The organism is Kitasatospora sp. NPDC058184 (genome assembly GCF_042883725.1).
Taxonomy (GTDB): domain Bacteria; phylum Actinomycetota; class Actinomycetes; order Streptomycetales; family Streptomycetaceae; genus Kitasatospora.
The window spans coordinates 271,627-295,375 of record NZ_JBHVVE010000012.1 but is presented as its reverse complement, the minus strand read 5'-3'; the positions used below and the strand labels follow the sequence as shown (position 1 = coordinate 295,375).

General features: G+C 75.1%; 16 protein-coding genes. 8 read left to right on the top strand and 8 right to left on the bottom strand.

Annotation, left to right across the window (positions count from 1 at the left end):
* A partial coding sequence (locus ACFVXH_RS23620) for a hypothetical protein (protein ID WP_387826918.1) occupies window positions 1-545 on the top strand: 545 nt, incomplete at its 5' end.
* Window positions 546-585: 40 nt separating this feature from the next.
* Window positions 586-2,256, top strand: a complete 1,671-nt coding sequence (locus ACFVXH_RS23615) for a trypsin-like serine protease (protein WP_387826916.1) — start codon at window positions 586-588, stop codon at window positions 2,254-2,256.
* Between the two features lie 125 nt (window positions 2,257-2,381).
* Here ACFVXH_RS23615 and ACFVXH_RS23610 read toward each other — a convergent pair whose 3' ends face one another.
* The gene (locus ACFVXH_RS23610) at window positions 2,382-2,720 is read right to left on the bottom strand and encodes a hypothetical protein (protein ID WP_143204776.1); all 339 of its coding nucleotides are present in this window, start codon (window positions 2,718-2,720) and stop codon (window positions 2,382-2,384) included.
* A gap of 359 nt (window positions 2,721-3,079) precedes the next feature.
* Between ACFVXH_RS23610 and ACFVXH_RS23605 the strand changes: the two genes are divergently transcribed.
* From ACFVXH_RS23605 to ACFVXH_RS23580, 6 genes are all read left to right on the top strand, one after another.
* Window positions 3,080-4,921, top strand: a complete 1,842-nt coding sequence (locus tag ACFVXH_RS23605) for an ABC transporter transmembrane domain-containing protein (RefSeq protein ID WP_387826912.1) — start codon at window positions 3,080-3,082, stop codon at window positions 4,919-4,921.
* The gene (locus ACFVXH_RS23600) at window positions 4,918-6,681 is read left to right on the top strand and encodes an ABC transporter ATP-binding protein (protein ID WP_387826910.1); all 1,764 of its coding nucleotides are present in this window, start codon (window positions 4,918-4,920) and stop codon (window positions 6,679-6,681) included. The genes ACFVXH_RS23605 and ACFVXH_RS23600 overlap by 4 nt, the downstream gene beginning before the upstream one ends.
* 231 nt (window positions 6,682-6,912) lie before the next feature.
* Complete coding sequence (locus ACFVXH_RS23595; RefSeq protein ID WP_049652929.1) at window positions 6,913-7,821, top strand: ABC transporter ATP-binding protein; 909 nt, start codon at window positions 6,913-6,915, stop codon at window positions 7,819-7,821.
* Between the two features lie 11 nt (window positions 7,822-7,832).
* A complete protein-coding gene (locus tag ACFVXH_RS23590; protein WP_049652927.1) occupies window positions 7,833-8,573 on the top strand; it encodes an ABC transporter permease in 741 nt (246 codons plus the stop codon).
* Between the two features lie 4 nt (window positions 8,574-8,577).
* Complete coding sequence (locus ACFVXH_RS23585; protein WP_380780533.1) at window positions 8,578-9,861, top strand: sensor histidine kinase; 1,284 nt, start codon at window positions 8,578-8,580, stop codon at window positions 9,859-9,861.
* Window positions 9,858-10,481 carry a response regulator gene (locus ACFVXH_RS23580; RefSeq protein ID WP_387826905.1) on the top strand — a complete coding sequence of 208 codons (624 nt, stop codon included), beginning with the start codon at window positions 9,858-9,860 and terminating at the stop codon, window positions 10,479-10,481. Before ACFVXH_RS23585 ends, ACFVXH_RS23580 begins: the two co-directional genes overlap by 4 nt.
* Here ACFVXH_RS23580 and ACFVXH_RS23575 read toward each other — a convergent pair.
* The 7 genes from ACFVXH_RS23575 to ACFVXH_RS23545 all read right to left on the bottom strand — a co-directional run bounded on the left by ACFVXH_RS23575 (window position 10,466) and on the right by ACFVXH_RS23545 (window position 23,707).
* A complete protein-coding gene (locus tag ACFVXH_RS23575; RefSeq protein WP_387826902.1) occupies window positions 10,466-11,296 on the bottom strand; it encodes a thioesterase II family protein in 831 nt (276 codons plus the stop codon). The genes ACFVXH_RS23580 and ACFVXH_RS23575 overlap by 16 nt on opposite strands.
* A gap of 10 nt (window positions 11,297-11,306) precedes the next feature.
* Complete coding sequence (locus ACFVXH_RS23570; RefSeq protein ID WP_387826900.1) at window positions 11,307-14,468, bottom strand: type I polyketide synthase; 3,162 nt, start codon at window positions 14,466-14,468, stop codon at window positions 11,307-11,309.
* The gene (locus tag ACFVXH_RS23565; RefSeq protein ID WP_387826897.1) at window positions 14,465-15,625 is read right to left on the bottom strand and encodes an HAD-IIIC family phosphatase; all 1,161 of its coding nucleotides are present in this window, start codon (window positions 15,623-15,625) and stop codon (window positions 14,465-14,467) included. The genes ACFVXH_RS23570 and ACFVXH_RS23565 overlap by 4 nt, the downstream gene beginning before the upstream one ends.
* Window positions 15,626-15,723: 98 nt before the next feature.
* Window positions 15,724-16,878 (bottom strand): acyl-CoA dehydrogenase family protein, encoded by a 1,155-nt coding sequence (locus ACFVXH_RS23560; protein WP_387826894.1) that lies wholly within the window; start codon window positions 16,876-16,878, stop codon window positions 15,724-15,726.
* Window positions 16,875-17,147, bottom strand: coding sequence for a methoxymalonate biosynthesis protein (locus ACFVXH_RS23555; RefSeq protein ID WP_049658118.1), 273 nt, complete (start codon window positions 17,145-17,147; stop codon window positions 16,875-16,877). The genes ACFVXH_RS23560 and ACFVXH_RS23555 overlap by 4 nt, the downstream gene beginning before the upstream one ends.
* A gap of 52 nt (window positions 17,148-17,199) precedes the next feature.
* Window positions 17,200-18,054 carry a 3-hydroxyacyl-CoA dehydrogenase family protein gene (locus ACFVXH_RS23550; protein WP_049658117.1) on the bottom strand — a complete coding sequence of 285 codons (855 nt, stop codon included), beginning with the start codon at window positions 18,052-18,054 and terminating at the stop codon, window positions 17,200-17,202.
* Window positions 18,047-23,707, bottom strand: a complete 5,661-nt coding sequence (locus ACFVXH_RS23545; protein WP_387826921.1) for an SDR family NAD(P)-dependent oxidoreductase — start codon at window positions 23,705-23,707, stop codon at window positions 18,047-18,049. Before ACFVXH_RS23545 ends, ACFVXH_RS23550 begins: the two co-directional genes overlap by 8 nt.
* Window positions 23,708-23,749: the final 42 nt, after the last annotated feature.

Genomic DNA, 23,749 nt, shown 5'->3' with positions numbered 1-23,749 from the left:
TCGCTCACCTCTCGATGGAGCCCCAGGTGACCCACACCCCCCTCCGCGACACCAGGAGGACCGGCCGCGCCACCGCGGGCCGGTGGCTGGCCGCCTCCGCCGTGACCGCCACGGCGCTCGTCGGCGCCACCGCGATCGCCGCCGCCGACACCACCCCCGCCGACAACTCCGCCGCACCGCCCGCGGTCGAGGACTTCGCCTACCCGGGCGCCGCCGCGATCACCAAGGTGAAGCTGCTGCGCGGCGACGGCCACATCCTGCTCGGCGACTGCGCCAAGCCCACCCAGATCCAGGTCTGGACCCTGGCCCCGGGCAACCCGGACAACCAGATCTGCTTCACCGTCTCCGGCACCACCGGGTCGCTCTCCCTCCAACTGCCCGAGGTCTTCGCGATCCAGACCGCCGGCGGCCGCGCGGTCCGGGCCGGCCTCACCACCGGCACCACCCAGCAGACCCTCGACGTCCCCAAGGACGGCTTCAAATCGGTCGGCGAAGGCAACAACGGCGCCTCGACCAGCCTCGTCGAACTGACCGTCACCGGCTGACAGCCACCCACTCATCCACCTCTCACATCCGGGAACGCACATGTCTCGCAACTCCTCGCCCCGCAACCTGCGGGCGGGCGCCCTGGCCACCGTCCTCGCCGCCGGCGCCCTGACCACCCTCGCCACGCCCCCGGCCGGCGCCGTGGTCGGCGACGCGGCCGCCAACGGCACCTACGCCTACACCGCGCTCCTGACGATCGGCGACAACCTGCGGGCCTGCACCGGCACGCTGGTCGACCGCAGCTGGGTGCTCACCGCCGCCTCCTGCTTCTCCGACGACCCGGCGCAGCCGCAGGCGCTGGCGGCGGGTGCGCCGAAGTGGAAGACCACCGCGACCATCGGCCGCACCGATCTGACCACCGGCGCCGGCAAGACCGCCGAGATCGCCGAGCTGGTGCCGCGCGCCGACCGTGACCTGGTGATGGCCCGTCTGGCCACGCCCGTGGACGGCATAGCCCCGCTGCGGGTCGCCACCGCCGCGCCCGCCACCGGGCAGACCCTGCGGGTGCCCGGGTACGGGCGTACCAAGGACGAGTGGGCGCCGCTGAAGCTGCACAGCGGTGCGTTCTCGCTGGACACGGTGAGCGCGACCGGGATCGGCACCACCGGTGCGGGCGGTGCGGCGGTCTGCAAGGGCGACACCGGCGCCCCCGTGGTCCGCGAGGTCAACGGCAAGGCCGAACTGGTCGCGGTGGCCTCCCGCTCCTGGCAGGGTGGCTGCCTGGGCGTGCCCGCCACCGAGACCCGCACCGGCGCCTTCAACTCCCGTGTCGACAACATCGCCGGCTGGGTGCAGCAGGTGCGGGCGAAGGCCATCGGTTGGAAGACCCAGGCCCTGGTGCGCAGCGACGCCAACCTGTATCTGGCGTCGCGTCTGTACGACGGTTCGTGGACGCCGTACGAGGATGTTCAGGCGGCGGCGGGGAACATCGGCGGTGTGCGGGCGGTCTCCTCGGCCGGTATCAACGGTGACACCCACGTCATCGCGCTCGGTGGTGACGGGCACCTGCACCACGCCGTGCACAACCTGGACGGCGGCTGGGGCCAGAAGTTCGTCGACATCAACACCACGGTCGCCGACCTCGGCAACATCACCCAGGTCACCATCGCGCCGGTCGGCAACGACCTGCACGTCGTGGTCGTCGCGGACGGCATCCTGTTCCACAGCATGCGGTCCGGCAACGGCCAGTGGAGCTCGTTCAAGGTGGTCACCGAGGTCACCGGTCCGCTCAACGGGATCACCTCCATCTCCGCCGGTGGGGCCGCCGGAGGGGAGCTGCACATCGCCGCCGTGTCGGGCGGGAAGGTCTACCACACCCGCCGCAACGCCGCCGGGAGCTGGTCCCCGTGGGGGTCGGTCGCCGAGGCCGCCGGCGCCACCGCGCCCGTGAGCGCCGTCGCCGTCACCCGCCAGGGCGACGACCTCAACCTCGCCGTGATCGCCAGCGACGGCCAGTACCACACCCTGCGCCACGCCAGCGGCAGCTGGCAGCCGGTCAACTCCCTCGGAAGCGTCCTCGGGAACGTCACCGGCACCGGCATCAGCGCCGCCACCGTCGACACCGACGCCGTCTTCGCCGTCACCACCAACGACAACAAGATCCTGCTGACCAACCGTCACGCCGACGGCAACTGGACCGCCCCCGAGAGCCTCGACCTCACCGCCATCCCCGGCAACCACACCGGCACCGTGATCACCAGCTCCCTCTGACCCCAGGCCTGTCGGTCGGCAGGCCGGCGGGGCACACCTGCTCAGGAGTATGCGAAGCGCCCGGCCGGGAAACCCCGGCCGGGCGCTTCGCGCAGGCGGGTCACCGACGGCCCGCGGTCAGGCGGTCAGGCGGTCAGTGACCGGGCGAGCTCGTCTCCCGCGCCGGTGTTGGAGATCCAGGCACGACTGCCCAGCCTCGGGTCCCAGTCGAGGCGTTCGAGGTCGTCGACGACCAGCTGGACGATCTCCTCCGTCCCCCCGTTCCACGCCTCGAATCCCTCCTCGGCGAGTTCGCCGATCCGGATCGAGCCGTTGCCCACCAGGAAGTGGAGCAGTTCGACGAAGAACGCCTGCCACGGGCGCCCCGCCGCTCCTTCCTTCGCGGCCCAGAGGAGCCGATCGATGGGGACCCAGTCGTCCAGGCCCTCGATCAGCACGTCAGCGAAAACACGGTTCTCAATCACTCGGCAAGTGAACCTTCAAGTCCCGCCCGCTGCCACCGGGGCGCCCGCGTGCCGGTGTCCGACGGACCGTCATACCTCGGTCCGCTGAGGATGGTCGGGCAGTCCGATTTCCGGACAATCCTCCTCGGCCCGTTCACGTGCGGACTTCTTCGAGTACGGTGGCATCCCGGCAGCTCGGCGGCCGAATGCTCCGGCGGCGCCGGCGCGCGGGCGGCGCCGTGACCGCTTCCGGGCGCCACCCCGCCGTCGGTGTGCGGCAGTTCGCTTCCGGGGCCGGCCGTCTCCGCCGGAGTCCGACAGGGCAGCGCCGCCAGGACGTCGTCCCGGGGCCCGGCGAACCTGCCCACGGACGGAGCGCGATGACCGACGGACCGGACCTGCCCACGGGTACCCGCCGGGTCCCGTACACCGACCCCGGAACGCCCGACCACCGGAGCCCGCTGCGGTACCTCTGGTGGCTCGTGTCGATGCAGCGCAGGCGGGTGCTGCTCGGCGCGACCTGGGGGAGCCTGTGGATGTGCGCGCTGATGCTGCCGCCGTACCTGATGTCGCGGACGATCGACGACGGGCTGCGCGCGCGGGACACCGGGGCGCTGGTCGGCTGGGTGGCGGTGGTCCTCGCGGTCGGGGCGCTCATCGCGGTCCTCGGCATGCTGCGGCACCGCACGATGACGTTCATCCGGGCCGACGCCGCCTTCCGGACGGTCCAGGCCGTCACCCGCCACGTGAACCGGCTGGGGACGACGCTGCCGCGCCAGGTGTCGGCCGGCGAGCTGACGCACCTCCAGGCCGGCGACACCGGCCGGATCGCCCAGACGCTGACCATCACCGGGCCCGGCGTCGGAGCGGTGCTCGCGTACCTCGCCGCCGCCGTCCTGCTGGTCCGGATCTCCCCCGTCCTGGCCGCGGTGGTCCTGCTCGGCGTCCCGCTGCTGGCCGTGGTCATCGGCCCGCTGATGGGGAGGCTGCACGGCGCCGAGGGCCGCTACCGCGAGGAGCAGGGGGCGCTGACCGCCCTGGCCGGCGACCTGGTGGCCGGGCTCGGGGTGCTGAACGGCATCGGCGGCAAGCCGATGTTCGCCGGGCGCTACCGGCAGCGCTCCCGGGCGCTGGTGCCGCTCGGCTACCGGGTGGCCTCGCTCACCAGCTGGGTGCAGGCGGTGGGCGCCTGCCTGCCCGTCGTCTTCCTGGCCGTGGTGACCTGGCTCGGCGCGCGGATGGCGGCGGCCGGCGACATCACGGTCGGCGAACTGGTCGCCGTCTACGGGTACGTGGCGGCCCTCCTGGCACCCGTCTCGTTCTTCGTCGAGGGCGCCGACGACCTCCCGCGCGGCCTCGTCGCCGCCCGCCGCGTCATCGACATCCTGGCGCTGCGGCCCGAGTCCTCCGGCGAGCGCACCCGCACGGCGCCGCCCGGCGGTCCGGCGGAGCTGCACGACCCGGAGTCGGGCCTGGTGCTGCGCCCCGGGCAGGTCACGGCCCTGGTCTCCGCACGGGCCGACGAGGCCCGCGCCGTGGTGGACCGGCTGGCCGGCTACACCCCGTCCGGCGCCACCTGGGGCGGTGTCGAGGTCTCCGCGTGGGAGACGGCCGCGCTGCGCCGGCACGTCCTGGTGTCCGACAACGAGTCCTACGTGTTCGGCGGCACCCTGGGCTCCGCGGTGGCGGTCCACGGCGGGCGCACGGCGGCGGAGATCGGGCGCGCGCTGCACGCGGCGGCGGCCGAGGACCTCGTCGGCCTCCTGCCCGGCGGCCTGGACGCACCGCTCCAGGACCGCGGCCGCAACGTCTCGGGCGGCCAGCTCCAGCGGCTGCGGCTGGCCCGGGCCCTGCTCGCCGACCCCGAGGTGCTGCTGCTCGTCGAGCCCACCTCGGCCCTGGACGCGCTCACCGAGGCCGCCGTCGCCGCACGGCTCGGCGCCTTCCGCGCCGGCCGCACCACCCTGGTCGTCGGCACCTCCCCGCTGGTCCTCGGCCGGGCCGACCGGGTCTGCCACCTCGTGGACGGCAGGGTCCGCGCCGCGGGCACCCACGGCGAACTGCTCGCCACCGAGCCCGCCTACGCGGCACTGGTCCTCCGCGGCGACCCCGACGCCCGCCCGGGCCCCGACGCCCGCCCGGACCCCGGCGCCCGCCCCGATGCCGAAGCCCGCCCCGAGGCCGACGCCACCGCAGAGCCCCGGGAAGGAGCATCCCGATGAGCCACGACCACGACGACCCCCACCGGCTCCCCGTCGCCGACCGGGCGACCGTACGGCGGGCCGTCCGGCGCCTGCTCGTCGACGACGGCCGGGCGATGTGCGGGGTCCTCCTCCTCACCTGCCTCGCCGCCCTGGCCGGGGTCGCCGCGCCGTGGTACCTCGGCCGCATCGTCACCCGGGTCGAGAACGGCGAGCTGACGGTCGGCCAGGTCGACGGGCTGGCGGCGGCGGTGCTCGGCTTCGCCCTCGCCCAGCTGCTGCTGACCCGCTTCGCGCGCTACTTCTCGCACCGGTTCGGGGAGCGCGCCCTGGCCCGGCTGCGGGAGGAGGTCGTCGACCGGACGCTGGCGCTGCCCGGCCGGTACGCGGAGCGGGTGGGCACCGGCGACCTGGTGACCCGCTCCTCCCTCGACGTGGGCACGGTGGCCGCCACCCTGCGCAACGCGGCCCCGGACGTCTTCATCGCCGCGGTCCAGGTGCTGTTCGTCCTCGGCGCCGCGTTCCTGCTCGACCCGCTGATCGGGCTGTGCGCGCTGGTGAGCCTGCCGGTCGTCTGGGCGGTGGGCCGCTGGTACCTGCGCCGGGCCCGGGACGCCTACCTCGCCGAGGGCGCCGCCTACGGCGGTGTCGCCGAGGCGCTCAACGCGACCGCCCACGGCGCCCGCACCGTCGAGGCGTTCGGGCTCGGCGCCCGCCAGGACCTCGCCGTGGACCGGGCGGTCGACACCGCCTACCGGGCCGGCGTGCGCACCCTGTTCCTGCGCACCGTACTGTTCCCCGTCACCGAGTTCGCCCACGCGCTGCCCACGGCGCTCGTCCTGCTGGTCGGCGGCCTCGGCTACCTCGACGGCGCGGTGGGCCTGGGCACGGTGGTGGCCGGCAGCCTGTACATGTGGCAGCTGGTCGACCCGCTCGACCGCGCCCTCAACTGGATGGAGCAACTGCAGCGCAGCGGCGCCTCGTTCGCCCGCATCAAGGGCGTCGGCCTGGTGTCGGAGGATCCGCCGGTGCTCGACCGGCGGCCGTCCGACGACCGGATCGAGGTCCGCGGCGTCCGGTACGCCTACCCGGGCTCGCCGGACGTGCTCAAGGGCATCGACCTGGTGGTCCGCCCGGGCGAGCGGCTCGCGGTCGTCGGCCCGTCCGGCGCGGGGAAGTCCACCCTCGGCAGGCTGCTGTCCGGGGTCGACGCCCCGGACGCGGGACACGTCCGGGTCGGCGGCGTGCCGGTCGCCGACCTGGCGGCGGCGGGCGGCCTGGGCGACCGCATCGTCCTCATCACCCAGCAGCACCACGTGTTCATGGGCACCCTCCGGGACAACATGACCATGGCGGCCCCGGACGCCGGTGACGAGGAGATCCTCGCCGCGCTCGCCCTGGTCGAGGCCGGCTGGGTGCACGACCTGCCGGGCCGGCTGGACTGCGCGCTCGGGGCCGGCGGCGTCGAACTCGACGCGGCGCAGGCCCAGCAGCTCACCCTCGCCCGGGTCCACCTGGCCGACCCCCACACCCTGATCCTCGACGAGGCGACCTCCCTGCTGGACCCGACCACGGCGCGGCAGGCCGAGCGGGCGATGGCCGCCGTGCGCTCGGACCGGACGGTCGTCTCCATCGCCCACCGGCTGCAGACCGCCCACGACGCGGACCGCGTCGCCGTCATGGAGTCCGGCCGCATCGTCGAGCTGGGCACCCATGACGAACTGGTCGCCGCCGGCGGGTCCTACGCGGCGCTGTGGCGGTCGTGGAACGGCGAGGGCTGAACTCCCTCCGGCGGTAACAGGAGGACGGTTCACGGGGGTTCCGCCGGACCGGCCCGCGTGGCACCCTGGAGGATCCGGCGGCCGGGCCCGCTGAGCAGCAGCGGGCCCCGCCTCAGGCCCCGCCGAGCAGCCATCAACCGATCGGTTGATGCCGGGCATCCACCGCCGCCCGCCCCAGGTCTGGCCGTCCAGTCGATCCGGCGGACCGGGGCCGACTGCCAGGCTGATGCCATGGCAATCATCGAGGTGGACAGCCTCGTCAAGCGCTACGGCGACAACTCCGTGCTGAACGGGGTCAGCTTCGCCGTCGAGCAGGGCGAGATCTTCGGCATCCTGGGGCCCAACGGGGCCGGCAAGACCACGACCGTCGAGTGCATCGAGGGGCTGCGCACCCCGGACGGCGGCACCATCAGCGTCTGCGGCATCGACCCTCAGCGCGACACCGGCGAGCTGCGGCAGCTGCTCGGCGCGCAGCTGCAGGAGAGCGAGCTGCCCGACAAGCTCAAGGTCGGCGAGGCGCTGGAGCTGTACAGCTCCTTCTACCGCCAGCCGGCCGACTGGCGCGAGCTGGCCGAGATCCTGAACCTCACCGGCAAGCTCGGCACCCAGTTCCGGCGGCTGTCCGGCGGGCAGAAGCAGCGGCTGTCGATCGCGCTCGCGCTGCTCGGCACCCCGAAGGTGGCGGTGCTCGACGAGCTCACCACCGGCCTCGACCCGCAGGCGCGCCGCGACGTGTGGGGCCTGATCGAGCGCATCCGCGACCGGGGCGTGACGATCCTGCTGGTCACGCACTTCATGGAGGAGGCGGAGCGGCTCTGCGACCGGCTCGCCGTGATCGACACCGGGCGGGTCATCGCGATCGACACCCCGGGCGGCCTGGTGTCGCGGGTCGACAAGGGGCAGCGGATCCGGTTCCGGCCGTCCGGGCCGCTGGACGAGACCCGGCTGACCGCACTGGACGAGGTCACCTCCGTCGAGTGGGCCGGCCCGCAGATCGTCGTGACCGGCAGGGGGGACCTGCTGCTCGCGGTGACCACCCTGCTCGCCGGCCAGCGGATCACCGCACTCGACCTGCGGGTCGAGCAGAACTCGCTGGAGGACGCGTTCGTCGCGCTCACCGGCCGCCCCGTCGAATCCTGAGGAGTCCCACCGTGTCCCCCCTGCTCCGGCTCACCGCCACCGAGACCAAGCTGTTCCTCCGCGAGCCGATCGTCGTGTTCTTCGCGCTCGCGTTCGCCCCGATCCTGCTCGTCGTGCTCGGCCTGATCCCCTCGATGCGGGCGAACAGCCCCGAGCTCGGCAACGTGCGGCCGATCACCCTGTACCTGCCGATCGTCGTGTCGATGGGCATCGCCCTGTTCGCGCTCAGCGGCCTGTCCCAACTGTTCGCCTCGTACCGGGAGAAGGGTGTGCTGCGGCGCATGCGGACCACCCCGGTCAAGCCGGGCGTGATGCTCGGCGCGCAGCTGCTGATGGCCACCGTGCTGTCCGTGGTGACGATGCTGGTCATGCTGACCATCGGCAAGCTGGCGTTCGACGTCGACCTGCCCCGCAAGCTCCCCGCCTACCTGCTCAGCTACCTGCTGGTGGCGCTGGCGATGTTCGCGGTCGGCCTGCTCGTCGCCGCGCTCGCGCCGACCGGCCGGAGCGCCAGCGCGATGGGTTCGCTGGTCTTCTTCCCGCTGGTGTTCTTCGCCGGCCTGTGGCTGCCGCGCGCCAAGATGAACGATGTCCTGCTGACCATCAGCGACTTGACTCCGCTCGGCGCCGGCGTGCAATCATTGCAGGACACCACCGCCGGGCACTGGCCGCAGCTGATCCACCTCGCCGCCATGCTGGGGTGGACGATCGTGGCCGGCGGACTGGCCGCGCGATACTTCCGCTGGGAGTAGTGGGTTGAGCATCGAGGCCGAGCTGCGCGCGGAGTTCGATCACTGGGAGCGTACGAAGATCGCGGCCTTCAAGGCGCTCCCGTACGTCCTCCTGGCGATCAGCACCGTGATCACCCTGCTCCAGCTGGTCTGGCGGGTGCCGATGCACTTCACCCTGGTACTCGGGCTCTCCGCCGCCGCCGCGCTCTGGATGCTCTGCTTCCGCACGCTGCGCCCGGAACGGCGGCAGAACCGCCGGCTGATGGGCGTGTACTACACCGGGTTGATGCTGCTGGCCGCCGCCCTGGTGGGCGTCGCGCCCTGGTACGGACTCTTCACCTTCGTCGGCTACCCCCAGGCGTTCGAGTACCTGCGGGGTCGCCGGCGGTACGTCGGCGCCGCCGTCACCGCGATGATCTCGGCGGCGGCGTTCATGGGGGGCGTGGCCGGCATCAACGCCGCCCACATGTGGTGGGCGTGGCTGGCCGTCGGCCTGATCTCCGCGGTGCTGGCCGGGGCGCTGTTCTACTTCGTCGAGATGGCGGACCACCGCAACGACAAGCAGAAGCAGGCCCTCGTCGAGCTGCACGAGGCCAACGCCAAGCTGGAGGCCGCGCTGGCGGAGAACGCCGCCCTCCACGCCCGGCTGATGGTCCAGGCCCGCGAGGCGGGCGTCCTGGACGAGCGGCAGCGGATGGCGCGGGAGATCCACGACACCCTCGCCCAGGGGCTGGCGGGCATACTGACCCAGCTCCAGGCCGCCGAGCAGACCCTGGACGAGCCCCCGACGCTGCGCCAGCACCTGGCGAACGCGACGAACCTGGCCCGCGAGAGCCTCGTCGAGGCCCGCCGGACGGTCCACGCGGTGGAGCCGGCGGTGCTCGCCGAGGCCCGGCTCCCGGACGCGATCGGCGACGTGGCCCGGCGCTGGTCGGAGATCAACCACATCGACGCGGTGCTGACCACCACCGGCGACGCCCGGCCGATGCACACCGAGGTCGAGGTGACGCTGCTGCGCACCGCGCAGGAGGCGCTGGCCAACGTGGCCAAGCACGCGCGGGCCGGCCGGGTCGGCCTGACCCTGTCGTACATGGAGGACCTGGTCACCCTCGACGTGCGGGACGACGGCGTGGGCTTCGATCCGAGCGCCAAGCGGGTCAACGGGTCCACCAGCGGCGGGTTCGGGCTCCTCGGCATGCGCCAGCGGGTGCAGCGGCTCGCCGGGCGGCTGGCCATCGAGTCGGAACCGGGGGGCGGGACGGCGATCTCGGCGGCCGTCCCCGCCATCCCCGCGGGAGGTGCGGAATGATCACCCTGCTGATCGTCGACGATCATCCGGTGGTGCGGGACGGGCTGCGGGGCATGTTCCGGGCCGATCCCCGCTTCGAGGTGCTCGGCGAGGCCGGTGACGGCGCGGAGGCCATCACCGCCGCGGAGGAGCTGCGGCCCGACGTGGTCCTGATGGACCTGCGGATGCCGAGGACCGACGGGGTCACCGCCATCAAGGAGCTGACCGAGCGCGGTGTGCCCTCGCGGGTGCTGGTGCTCACCACGTACGACACGGACAGCGACGTGGTGCCCGCCATCGAGGCCGGCGCCACCGGCTACCTGCTGAAGGACGCGCCGCGGGAGGAGCTGTTCCGCGCGGTGGAGGCCGCCGCGCAGGGGCAGGCGGTGCTCTCCCCCTCGATCGCGACCCGGCTCATGGGCCAGGTCCGACGGCCGGCGCCCGCGCCGCTGTCGGCGCGCGAGCTGGAGATCCTCGAACTGGTCGCCCAGGGGACGACGAACCGCGAGGCCGCGCGGAAGCTCTTCATCAGCGAGGCGACGGTCAAGACCCATCTCCTGCACATGTACGCCAAGCTCGGGGTCAGCGACCGGGCGGCGGCGGTGGCCGCCGGGTTCTCGCACGGCTACCTGACGCCCTGACGACCTGACCGGCGCTCCCGCCGGAGTGCCCGCGGGGCGTCGACGGCCTCGGCCAGGTGGCCGTCCAGCAGGCCGATGACCCGCGGCATCTCCTCGGTGAGGAAGAAGTGCCCGCCGGGGAAGACCTGGAGGTCGAACCCGCCGGTGGTGTGGGCCCGCCAGTCCTCCGCCTCGGCGACCGAGGTCTTGGGGTCGCGGTCGCCCGTCAGGGAGGTGATCGGGCAGCTGACGACGGCGTCCGCGCCGGCCCGGTAGGTCTCGATCGCGCGGTAGTCGGCGCGCAGCGCCGGCATCGCGGCCGCCATCAGGTCCGGGTCGTCGAGGACGACGGACGAGGACCCGTCCAGGCGGCGGATCTCGTCGGTGATCGCGTCGTCGCCGAGCAGGTGCACCCCCTCGGTCGGGCCCAGCCCGATCGCCGGGCCGCGCCGGCCGGAGACGACCAGGCGGGCGGCGGGCCGGCCGGCGGCCTCGCAGCGGCGGGCCACCTCGAAGGCGACGACGGCTCCCATGCTGTGGCCGAACAGCACCAGGGGCAGCTCGGGCTGCCGGGCCAGCACCTCGTGGATCCGGTCGGCCAGGACGTTCAGGTCGGCGATCGGCTGCTCCCGGCGGCGGTCCTGACGGCCCGGGTACTGGACGGCCAGGACCTCGACGCGGTCGGCGGCGGCCAGCGCGTACGGCACCGGGCGGTAGAACGGGGCGGTGCCCCCCGCGTGCGGGAAGCACACCAGGCGGGCGGCGGGCGCCTCCGTCTTCCGGTAGCAGCGCAGCCAGAGGTCGTCGTCGGCGGTGGGGTCGGGTCGGGCGGACATGGTTCTCCGTTCAGTGATCACGGTCGGGGCCGAGCTCGGCCTCGATGAGGGCGAGGAGTTCGTCGTCGGTGGTGTCGGACAGCGCGTCCGCGCCGGTCCCCCGGCCGGGCCCGGCAGCGGACCCGCCGCCGGTCCGGCCGACCAGCGACTCCAGCCGGGCCAGCGCCCGTTCCCGGGCCGCCGGGTCCTCGGCGGCGGCGAGCAGCGCTTCGAGGGCGTCGAGCGCGGCGGGCAGCGGATCGGGGTTCAGGGCGGCGTGCAGGTGGGACGCCAGGACGGCGGGTGACGGGTGGTCGTACACCAGGCCCGGCGGGAGCGCGAGACCGGTGGCGGACGCGAGGCGGTTGCGCAGCTCGACGGCCAGGACGGAACCGAGGCCCTGGGACTTGAAGGTGCGGGTCGGGTGCACGCCCCCGGCACCGTCATGGCCGAGGACGGCCGCGGCGTGGGCACGGACCAGGTCCAGTACGGCGCGCTCGGTGCCCAGCGCCGCGGGGGTCACGGCGGCCGGGGCCGGGGCGCCGGTGTCCGGGTCGGGACGTGCCGGGGCCTGCTGCCCGGCGGCCAGCCAGTAGCGGGTGCGCTGGAAGGCGTACGTGGGCAGGTCCACGGTGCGGCCGGCCGCCGGCAGCACCATGTCCCAGTCGACGGGCACCCCCCGGACGTGGGCCTCGGCCAGCGAGGCCAGCAGGCGGTCCGGGCCGCCGTCCTCGCGCCGCAGGGTGCCGACGGCCGCCTCGGCGGCGATGCCGCCGACCAGCAGCGGGTGCGGGGACACCTCGACGAAGGCGCCGTGGCCGGCGGCGGTGAGCACCCCGACGGCCCGGTCGAACTCGACGGTCTCGCGCAGGCTCGCGTACCAGTACTCCGGGCCCGCCTCGGGGCCGGCCAGCCACTCCCCGGTCAGCGCGGAGACCATCGGGACCAGGGCCGGGCCCGGCTCGATCCCCTTCAGGACGGCGAGGACCTCCTCGCGCAGCTCGTCCACGTGGGCGCTGTGCGAGGCGTAGTCGACGGGGATCAGCCGGGTGCGCACCGCCTCACCGTACGCGTCCGCCAACTCCCGCAGGGCGTCGGGCTCACCGGAGACCACCGTCGCCGAGGGGCCGTTGACGGCCGCGACCGAAAGCCGCTCCCCGAACGGCGCGATCCGCTCCCGGACGGCGTCCACCGCGTCGGCGACGGAGAGCATCCCGCCGCGCCCGGCCAGCGCCGTCAGCGCCCGGCTGCGCAGGGCCACCACCTGGGCGGCGTCGTCGAGGGAGAGGATTCCCGCGACGGCGGCCGCCGCGATCTCGCCCTGGGAGTGGCCCACCACCGCGTCGGGAGCGACACCGGCCGCCTGCCACACGGCGGCCAGCGAGACCATCACCGCCCAGAGCGCCGGCTGCACGACGTCGGCGGCCTCGAAACCGTGAAGGCCCGCCAGGACATCGTCCAACTGCCAGTCCACGTACGGCGCGAGGGCCTCGGCGCACTCCGCCAGCCGCGCCGCGAACACCGGCGAGGCCTCCGCCAGCTCACGGCCCATCCCCACCCACTGGCCGCCCTGGCCGGGGAAGACGAACACCGTCTGCCCGGGGCCCTCGGGGCCGACCGCGCCGGTGACGACGGCGGCGGAGGGACGGCCGGCCGCGAGGTCCGCCAGGGCGTCCAGCGGCCGCGGGCCGAGCAGGACGGCCCGGTGGTCGAGCGCCGCCCGCGTCGTGGCGAGGGACCGGGCGACCTCCCCGGCCGACGCCTCCGGCCGGGCCGCCAGGTGCTCCCGCAGCCGCTCGGCCTGGGCGGCCAGCGCGGCGGGCGTCCGGGCGGAGAGCAGCCAGACGGGGTCGGCGCCGTCCACCACGGACGCGGCGGGCGGGGACGCAGTGGTTGCGGCGGGCGCCGGTTCGGCGGGGGCGGCCTCCAGGACGACATGGGCGTTGGTGCCGCCGATGCCGAAGCCCGACACGCCCGCGCGGGGCGGGTGCGCGGTCTCCGGCCACGGGGTCGGCTCCGTCAGCAGCCGCACCGCGCCGTCCCCCCAGTCGACGGCCGGCGTGGGCTCGGTGATGTGCAGCGACTCGGGGAGCGTGCGGTGCCGCAGGGCGAGGACCGTCTTGATGACGCCCGCGACGCCCGCCGCCGCGAGGGTGTGGCCGAGGTTGGACTTCACCGAGCCGACCAGCAGCGGGCGTCCGTGCGCCCGGTCCGCGCCGTAGGCGGCGAGCAGGGCCCCCGCCTCGACGCGGTCGCCCAGCCGGGTTCCGGTGCCGTGCGCCTCGACGGCGTCGATGTCCGCGGGGGCCAGCTCCGCGTCGGCGAGCGCGGCGTGGATGACCGCGCGCTGGGCCTCGCCGTTCGGGGCCGTCAGGCTGTGGCTGGCGCCGTCGGAGTTGACGGCCGAGCCGCGGACCACCGCCAGCACCCGGTGGCCCAGGCGCCGCGCCCGCTCCAGCCGTTCCAGCACGAGCACGCCGGCCCCCTCGGACCAGGCCACGCCGTCCGCGTCCGCGGAGAAGGGCTTGCAGCGGGCGTCCGGGGCCAGACCGCCCAGCGCGCTGAACGCGACGTGGTAGCCGGGCGTCGTCATCACCGTCACCCCGCCCGCCAGCGCCAGTTCGCACTCGCCGCCGCGCAGCCCCTCGGCGGCGAGGTGCAGCGCCACCAGCGAGCTGGAGGCCGAGGTGTCGACGGTGAGGACGGGGCCGTTGAGGCCGAGGGTGTGGGCCAGCCGCCCGCTGATGACGCTCGGGGCGGTGCCGGTGAACAGCACGCCGGCGAGGTCGGCGGGCGCCTCGTGCAGCGCGGGCCCGTACGGCCGGGCCTCGGCGCCGAGGAACACCCCGGTGCGGGAGCCCCGCAGGGTGGTCGGGTCGATGCGGGCGTGCTCCAGGGCCTCCCAGCCCACCTCCAGGGCGAGCCGCTGCTGCGGGTCCATGGCGTCGGCCTCGCGCGGGGAGAGGTCGAAGAACGCGGCGTCGAAGCGGGTCGCGCTGTCGAGGAACCCGCCGCGGTCGGTGGCGCAGCGCCCGTCGCGGCGCAGCGCGTCGAGGTCCCAGCCGCGGTCGGTGGGGAACGGGCCCGCGACGGTGCGGCGGGCGACGAGGGCCTGCCACAGGTCCTCGGGCGAGTCGATGCCGCCGGGGTAGCGGCAGGCCATGCCGATGACGGCCAGGGGCTCGGCGGTCATGCGCCGGCTCCGCTCGTGGAACCCGTGGAGGCCACGGGGCCGAGGGCGGGAGCCTCGACGCGCACGGTGGTGGGGGCCGGACGGCGGTCCGCCACCAGGTGCCGGAACTCGATGCCCGCACGCCCGGAGCCGGCCGCCCCGGCGTCGGCATCGGCCTCGGCATCGGCATCGGCATCGGCAGAGCGCAGTTCGGCGAGGCAGTCGCACGCCGCGTCGGTGAACCCGGCGAACCGGTAGGCGATCTCCATCATCCGGTTGCGGTCGGTGCGGCGGAAGTCGGCGGCCAGGTGGACCCCGGCCGCCGCCGCCTCGCCGATCAGCCAGTCCAGCAGGACGGCGCCCGCGCCGAAGGACACCACCCGGCAGGAGGTGGCCAGCAGCTTCAGGTGCCAGACCCGCTCGTGGTAGCCGACGAGCAGCACGCCGACGGCGCCGTGCGGGCCGAAGCGGTCGGTGAGGGAGACGGTGAGGACCTCGTGCTCCGGATCGGCGATCAGGGCCCGCAGGTCGGCGTCGGAGTAGTAGACGCCGGTGGCGTTCATCTGGCTGGTGCGGAGGGTGAGTTCCTCGACCCGGGAGAGGTCGGCGTCGTCGGCCCGCTTGATCTCCATGACCAGGTCCAGCGAGCGGAGGAAGGCCTCGTCGGGGCCGGTGAACTCCTCGCGCTCGGCGGTCCGGCGGAAGCCCGCCTGGTACATGCTGCGGCGGCGGGCGGCGTCGACGGTGACGACGGCCGGGCTGAACTCGGGGAGGCCGGTCAGCTCCGCGGCCAGCGCCGCGTCGAAGCAGCGGACCTCGGGGTGGTGGTGGGCGACCTCGGCGCGCTCGGCCGGCTGGTCGTCGATGAAGGCGACCGTCTTCAGGGCGAAGTTCAGCCCGTCCGCGATCTCCTTGACCGACCGGGACTTGGGGTGCCAGCCGATCCGCGGCAGGACGAAGTACTCGGCGACGCCGAGGGCCTCCAGCTGCTGCCAGGCGTGGTCGTGGTCGTTCTTGCTGGCCACGGCCTGGAGGATGCCCCGGGCGTCGAGTTCGACGATGGTGCGGCGGATCTCCTCGGGCAGCACCACCTCGTGGTCCTCCAGGAGGGTGCCCCGCCACAGGGTGTTGTCCAGGTCCCAGACCAGGCACTTGACGAGGGTGGGTGCGTCGGACACGGGGCGCTCCTTCGATTTCCGTTCGTTGCCGTGTTCGTGGTGCGTGTGGTGCGTTCAGTGCTCGTGGTACGTCGTGCCCGTGCGGGGCGGCGGGCGGCTCAGAGCCGGTCGAGGGCGTGCCGGGCGAGGATCAACTGCGAGATCTCGGTGCTGCCTTCGATCAGTTCCATCGCCTTGGCGTCCCGGTAGGCCCGGGCCACCACGTGGCCGTCGGTGAAGCCCCGCGAGGCGAGCACCTGGACGGCCGTCGCGGCGCCGCGAGTCGCGTGGGTGGCGGCGACCTGCTTGGCCAGCACCGCCGTCACCGCCGCGTCCGGGGCGGTGCGGTCCCACTGCTCGGCGGCGTGCCGGCAGACCTGGGTGGCGATCCGCTCCGAGGTGTAGAGCTCGGCGATGTGCCGGGCCACCAGCTGGTGCTCGCCGATCGGGCCGCCGCCCTGCTCGCGGGTGCGGGCGTCCCCGACGGCGGCCGTGAGGCAGGCGCGCAGGATGCCGACGCAGCCCCAGGCCACCGACATCCGGCCGTAGGACAGGCCGACCGTGAACAGCAGCGCGAGCGGCTGGCGCCCGCCGCCGAGCACGGCGTCGGCCGGGATCCGGACGTCGTCGAGCACGATGCGGCAGTGCGTGGCGGCGCGGCAGCCGAGCGGGGCCGCGACGGGCTCGATGCGGACGCCGGGCGCGTCCGTCGGCACCATCGCGGCGGCGCCGTCCGGACCGTCGCCGTAGCGGCCGACGACCATGACGAGGTCGGCGTAGGCGGCCCCGGTGATCCACATCTTCTCGCCGGAGACGATCAGGTCGCCGCTGCCGTCCTCGGCCGGACGGATGCGGGTGGTCATGCCGCTGAGGTCGGAGCCCGCGCCCGGCTCGCTGAAGCCCACGCAGGCGAGCCGGCCGCTCGTCAGCTGCCCGAGGTAGCGCCGGCGCTGCTCGCGGTCGCCGAAGCGGCGGACGACCGCCGCGGCGATCCCCTGGACCGTCATCACGCTGCGCAGCGAGCTGCACAGGGCGCCGACGTGGGCGGTGAGTTCGCCATTCTCCTGGCCGGTGCGGCCGGGCCCGCCGAAGCGGGCCGGCACCTCGGCGCACAGCACCCCCATCGCGCCGAGCTCGCGCAGCAGCTCGACGGGGATCCGGCCGGCCGCGTCCCAGGCGGCCGGCCCGTCGCCGACCAGGGCGTCGATCGCGGCGGTGTCGAAGCCCGTCACGCCCGTACCCGTGGCGGCCGTACCCGTGGCCCCGCCGCTCATGCGTCCCCGGTCTCGCGCAGGCGCAGCACCATGGCCGCCATGGCGCGGATGCTGCGGAAGTTGTCCCGGTTCAGCTCGGCGCCGACGATCTCGATGTCGTACTCGTCCTCCAGGAACACCACCAGTTCCATGGCGAACATCGAGGAGATCGCGCCGGTGGCGAAGAGGTCCTGCTCGACCTCGGGTTCGGCGCCGGTGTGTCCGACGAGGAAGGCGCTCAGCGCCTGCTCGACGGCGGTCGTCCCGGCAGCGGCGTTCGCGGTGGTCATGTGTCCGTACCTTTCGTAGTTCCGTGCTGGCCGTTCGGGGGGAGCCCGGTGCTCAGCCGTACGTGTAGAAGCCCCGGCCGGACTTGCGGCCGTGGTGCCCGTCGCGGACCTTCCGGAGCATCAGCTCGCAGGGGTCGCACTCGGGGTCGCCGGTGCGCTCGTGCAGGACCCGCAGGGAGTCGACGAGGTTGTCGATGCCGATCAGGTCGGCGGTGCGCAGCGGTCCGGTGGTGTGGCCGAGGCAGCCTTCCAGCAGCCCGTCCACCGTCTCGGCGGAGGCGACGCCCTCCTGGACGAGCATCGCCGCCCGGTTGATCAGCGGGTGCAGCAGCCGGTTGACGACGAAACCCGGTGCGTCGTTGACCACCAGCGCCGTGCGGCCGAGCGCGGTCAGCAGCGAGGTGACGGCGGTCATCGTGGCGTCGCCGGTGGCCCGGCCGCGGATCACCTCGACCATGGTGATCAGGTAGGCGGGGTTCATGAAGTGCACGCCGACGAGTTCGTCGCCGCGCGCCACCCAGCCCGCCATCTCGTCGATGGGGATGCACGAGGTGTTGGAGATCAGCAGGGTGCCGGGGGCGACCAGCCCGGAGACCTCGGTCAGCACCTCGCGCTTGACCTCGGCGACCTCCACGACGGCCTCGACGACGGCGGTCGCGTCGGCGATGTCGGCCGGCGCGGTGGTGGTGGCCAGCGTGCCGTGGGCGCGGCCCGCGGGGAGGGCCTCCAGCAGCTGGGCGTGCTTCAGCTTGCGGCGGATCGCCGTCCGGGCCGTGGCCAGGGTCGGCTCGTCGACGTCGACGAGGGTGACGTCGACGCCGTGGCCGAGGGCGAGGGCGGCGATGTTGGTGCCCATGACGCCGCCGCCGATGACGGCGAGGCGGTGCTGTTCGTGACGGTCAGTCATCGTGTCCCTCCCGGGTGGTGGTGAAGTGCTCGTCGAGCCAGGAGTCGACGGCCCGCGCGGTGGTCCCGGCGTGGGCGCCGATCATGGTGAAGTGGTCGCCCGGAACGGTCACCGGGGTGAGGTCGCCGGAGAGGTCCCACGGGAGGCGGACGGCGCCGTCCCCGCCCTCGGGGCCGCCCGGCTCGCCGCCGTGGCGGAGCAGCAGGGTCGGCAGGTCCGCGGTGTACGGGACGTGGCCGCGCCAGTCCTGGACGTAGTAGTGGGCGAGCGCGGTCAGCCAGTCGTCCCCGCCGATGCCGCCCGCGTCGACGCCCCCGGGGTTGCCCAGGAGCACGGCGGCCGGCAGGGTGCCGATGATCTCGTCGGGGGCACCGGCCGACTGCGGGGCGAAGCTGTCCAGCAGCACCAGCGCGGCGGGGCCCCGGCCCAGTTCGGCGAGGCGGGCGGCGAGGGCCTGCGCGACCAGCCCGCCGGAGGAGTAGCCGACGAGGACGAACGGGCCGGCCTCCGGGGCGGTCTCCGGGGCGGCGAGCACCGTCCGGACGCACAGGTCGAGCAGCGCGTCCGGGTCGGCGGCCAGCGGCTCCCCCGCCGTGTAGCCGGGGATCACCGCGGAGAGGACGTGCCGGGGGCGGCGGAGGCCCTGCACCACCCGGACGAACTCCTGGGCGTCGCCCGCGCCGAACGACGGCAGGCAGACGAGCGTCGGCCCGACCGTGTCCGCGGACCGGCGGGTGAGCGGGACCAGGGGCGGGACGCCCGCCAGCTCGTCCGCACCGGCGAAGCGGGGCCGGAACCGGGCCAGCCCGGCGATCATCCGTACGGCGTCGGCCCCCTGGCCGAGGCTGTTCGCCCGCAGGTACAGGGCGGCCAGCGTCTCGGCGGCCGGTGTCCCGGCGGCTCCGGCCCGCTCCGTACCGTCCGTGGATTCCGGCGCGGCGGCCAGCGCGAAGCGGGGCGCGGCCCGCTGCGGTCCGCCGTCCTGGCGCACCGGTCCGTCGGCGAGCCGCTCCCGCAGGTACGCGGCCGTCAGGGCGGGGGTGGGGTGGTCGAAGACCAGCGGACCGCTCAGCCGCAGACCGGTGGCCCCGGCGAGCCGCTTGCGCAGCTCCAGGGCGCTCAGCGAGGTGAACCCCTGCTCCAGGAACGTGGCGTCCGGGTCGACGGCCGCCGCGTCCGGGTGGCCGAGCGCGGCGGCGGCGTGCTCCCGGACCAGCTCCAGCAGGACCGCCTCCCGCTCCCGCGCCGACCGCGCCCCGCCGAGCCGGGCGGACAGCCGGACGGCGGCGGACGACCGCCGCGCACCGGCGCCGTCGTCGCCCGCGAACCCGTCCCCGTCCTCGTCCCCCTGCTCCAGGACCCGGAGGGCGTCGGGAAGCGCGGACAGCAGCGGGCTCGGCCGGTGCAGCGTGTACAGCGGCACGAACCGCGCCCAGTCGACGTCGGCGACGACGAGCAGCGTCTCGTCGTCGTCCAGCGCCTGGGCGAGGCCCTCGATGCCGCGCTCGGGAGCCATCGTCCGCAGCCCGTAGGCGCTCAGCTGCTCACCCGCCTCCCCCGCGCCCATGCCGCCGCCGCCCCACAGGCCCCAGGCCACCGAGGTGGCCGCCAGCCCGGCCGCGCGCCGCCGCTCGGCCAGGGCGTCCAGCGCCGCGTTGGCGGCGCCGTACCCGGCCAGCAGCCCGCTGCCCCAGGTGGCGGCGCCGGAGGAGAACAGCACGAAGGCGTCCAGCTCCAGTCCGCGCTCGGCCGACAGCTCGTGCAGGTGCACGGCGCCACCGACCTTCACCTCGGAGACCTCCTGCAGCCCGGCGTCGGTCAGCGCGGCGACCGGCGCCCCGTGGCCGGTGCCCGCCGAGTGCACCACAGCCGACAGCGCGGGGCCGGTGGCGGCGACGCGGTCCAGCAGCGCGCCGACCGCGGGCCGCTCGGCGACGTCACAGGCGACCACCTCGACGGCGCTGCCGAGAGCCGCCAGTCCGGCCGCCAGCTCGGGCACCCCGGGCGCGGCCGGGCCGGAGCGGCCGGCCAGCACCACGCGCGGGGTGCCGCGCTCGGCCAGCAGCCGCGCCGTCCGGCCGCCGATCAGGCCGGTACCGCCGGTGACCAGCGCCGTCCCGGCGGTCCGCCACGGCTCGGCGGGTCCAGCTTCCGGGCGCGGGGCGCGCACCAGGCGGCGCGCGAACGCCCCCGTGCCGCGCAACGCGACCTGGTCCTCGCCCTCCGGCCCCGCGGCGAGCAGCCCGGCCAGGCGGTCCCCGACCGAGGCGTCGGACCCGACCGGGGTGTCGGACCCGGCCGACGCGTCCGACCCGGCCGGGAGGTCGACCAGGCCGCCCCACTGCTTGGCCTGCTCCAGACCCGCCGTCTGCCCCCACGCCCACACCTGGGCCTGCGCCAGACTGGGCACCTCGCCCGGCAGCGCCGCCACCGCGCCGCGGGTCAGCACCCACAGCGGCACCACCGACCCCGCGTCGAGCAGCGCCTGCAGCAGCGCGCTGGAGGCCGCCAGACCGGCGGGCACCCGGGGCCGACCGGGCAGCGGCGTCTCGTCCAGCGCCAGCAGGGACACCACACCCGCGAACTCGCCGACGCCGCGCAGGACGTCACCGAGGGTCCCGCGATCGGCGGCGCCGGTCTCCAGCACCCGGACCTCGACGCCGCCGGCCCGCAGCGCGCCGGCCACCTCGGCGGCCGTCCCGGCCCCGGCCGGGCCGGCGACCACGAGCCACGTGCCGGACGGCACCGAGGCCGCCGGTGCCGAGCCCGACAGCGCCGAGCCCGCCGGTGCCGCACCCGACGGCCCGTCGAGGGGCTGCCACTCGACGCGGTACCGCCAGCCGGCCACCGCGTCCCGGGCCACCGGCTCCGGGAACACCGGCCAGTAGCGGCGGTACTGGAAGGCGTAGGTCGGCAGGTCGACGGTGCCGCTCCCGGTCCCGGCGGGCAGCAGGGCGGTCCAGTCCACGGGCAGGCCGCGGACGTACGCCTGGGCCAGCGAGAGCAGGAGGCGCCCGGCGCCGCCGTCGTCGCGGCGCAGGGTGTCGGCCACGACCGGGCCGTACGACTCCAGGCTGTCCGCGATGGCCGGGGCCAGCACCGGGTGCGGGGACACCTCGACGAAGGCGCCGTGGCCGGTTCCGGCGAGGGTGTGCACGGCCCGGTCGAACTCGACGGTCTCGCGCAGACTGGCGTACCAGTAGTCCGGCACCAGTTCCGGCCCGGAGACCGTGGCGCCGGTGCTGGAGGAGACCATCGGAATCCGCGCCTCGCGGGGGGCGATGCCCTGGAGGGCGGCGAGGATCTCCTCGCGCAGCTCGTCCACGTGGGCGCTGTGCGAGGCGTAGTCGACCGGGATCATCCGGGCACGCGGCGAATCCCCGCAGGCGTCGGCCAGTTCACGCAGCGCGTCGGCGTCACCGGAGACGACCGTCGCCGACGGGCCGTTCACCGCCGCGATGGACAGGCGGGAACCGTACGGGGCGATCCGCGCCCGCACACCCGCCGCCGGCTCGGCGATCGACAGCATCCCGCCACGACCGGCAAGGGCCTTCAGGGTCCGGCTGCGCAGAGCGACCACCTTCGCCGCGTCCTCCAGCGAGAGGATCCCGGCCACGGCCGCCGCCGCGATCTCGCCCTGGGAGTGGCCCACCACCGCGTCGGGAGCGACACCGGCCGCCTCCCAGACCGCAGCCAGAGACACCATCACCGCCCACAGCGCCGGCTGCACCACATCGGCGGCCTCGAAACCGTGCCGACCAGCCAAGACATCATCCAACTGCCAGTCCACATAAGGCGCGAGAGCCTCGGCGCACTCCGCCAACTTCGCAGCGAACACCGGGGACGATTTGGCCAGCTCACGCCCCATACCGACCCACTGGCTCCCCTGCCCCGGGAAGACGAACACCGTCCGCCCGACCCCGGCCGACGGCACCTCGCCCGTCAGCACCCCGGCCCCGGGCCGGTCCGCGGCCACGGCCTCCAGTTTCGCCGCCAGCTCGGCACGGTCGGCGCCCAGCACCACCGCCCGCCGCTTGAACGCCGTCCGCGTGGTGGCGAGCGACCGGGCCACCTCCGGCAGCGGCAGCTCGGGGCGCGCCAGGAGGTGGTCCCGCAGCCGCCGCGCCTGGTCCGCCAGGGCCTCCTCGGACCGTCCGGAGACGGTGACCGGGAGCACGACGGGCTCCGCGACCAGCACCGGCGGCGCGGCGGGCGCCGACACCGCGGCCGGCTCCGGCGTCCCGTCCGGCTCCGGCGCGGCCGGCCCTCCGGCGGGCGCCTCCTCCAGGATCACGTGCGCGTTGGTGCCGCTGATCCCGAACGCCGAGACGCCCGCCCGACGCGGCTGTTCGCCCGCCGGCCACGCCACGCGCTCCTGGAGCAGGCTCACGTGCCCCGCCGACCAGTCGACGTGCGGGGTCGGCTCCGCCGCGTGCAGCGTCGCCGGCAGCTCCTCGTGCCGCAGCGCCAGCACCATCTTGATCACACCGGCGATGCCGGCCGCCTGCTGGGCGTGCCCGATGTTCGACTTCACCGACCCCAGCCAGAGCGGCCGTTCGGCCGGATGCCCCTGCCCGTACGTCGCCAGCAGCGCCTGCGCCTCGATCGGGTCGCCCAGTGTGGTGCCGGTGCCGTGCGCCTCGACGACGTCCACGTCCCCCGTCGCCAGCCGGGCGTTGGCCAGCGCCGCGCGGATCACCCGTTGCTGAGCGGGGCCGTTGGGCGCGGACAGGCCGTTGGAGGCGCCGTCCTGGTTGACGGCGCTCCCCCGGACCACGGCCAGCACCCGGTGCCCGTTGCGCCGGGCGTCCGACAGCCGCTCCAGCACCACCACACCCGCACCCTCGGCGAGGCCCATGCCGTCCGCGCCCGCCCCGAAGGCCTTGCAACGGCCGTCCCGGGCAAGGGCGTTCTGCTGCGAGAAGCCCACGAACTCGCCCGGGCTGACGATCACGGTCACCCCGCCGGCCAGCGCCAGCGTGCACTCCCCCGCCCGCAGCGACTGCACGGCGAGGTGCAGCGCGACCAGCGAGGAGGAGCAGGCGGTGTCCACCGACACCGCCGGCCCGGTCAGGCCCAGCGTGTACGACACCCGGCCGGACAGCACGCTCATCGCCGTACCGGTGATCAGGTGCGCCTCCGAGCCCGAGAGGTCGCCGCCGGCGGTCGCGTACCCGGAGGGCGCGGCGCCCGCGAACACGCCGGTGGCCGACTCGCGCAGGCTCGCCGGGTCGATCCCGGCCCGCTCGACCGCCTCCCAGGCCGTCTCCAGCAGCAGCCGCTGCTGCGGGTCCATCGCCAGGGCCTCGCGCGGACTGATCCCGAAGAACCCGCCGTCGAAGTCCGCGGCCCCGGAGACGAACCCGGCCTGGACGGTGCTGCTCGTGCCGTCCGCGCCCGGGGCGGCGTCGAAGAGCGCGCCGAGGTCCCAGCCGCGGTCGGTGGGGAACCCGCCGACCGCGTCCCCGCCCGCCACCAGGAGGTCCCACAGGTCCTCGGGGGTGCGCACACCGCCCGGGTAGCGGCAGGCCATCCCGACGATCGCGATCGGCTCCCGCTCCCGCTCGGTCACCTCGCGCAGCCGGGCCCGCGTGGTGCGGAGCTTGGCGGTGGTCTGCTTGAGGAAATCGAGCAGTTTCTCTTCGTTCTGCATGGTGCTGTCGCTCACATTCGACCTCGTTCGGGAGGAGTTGGC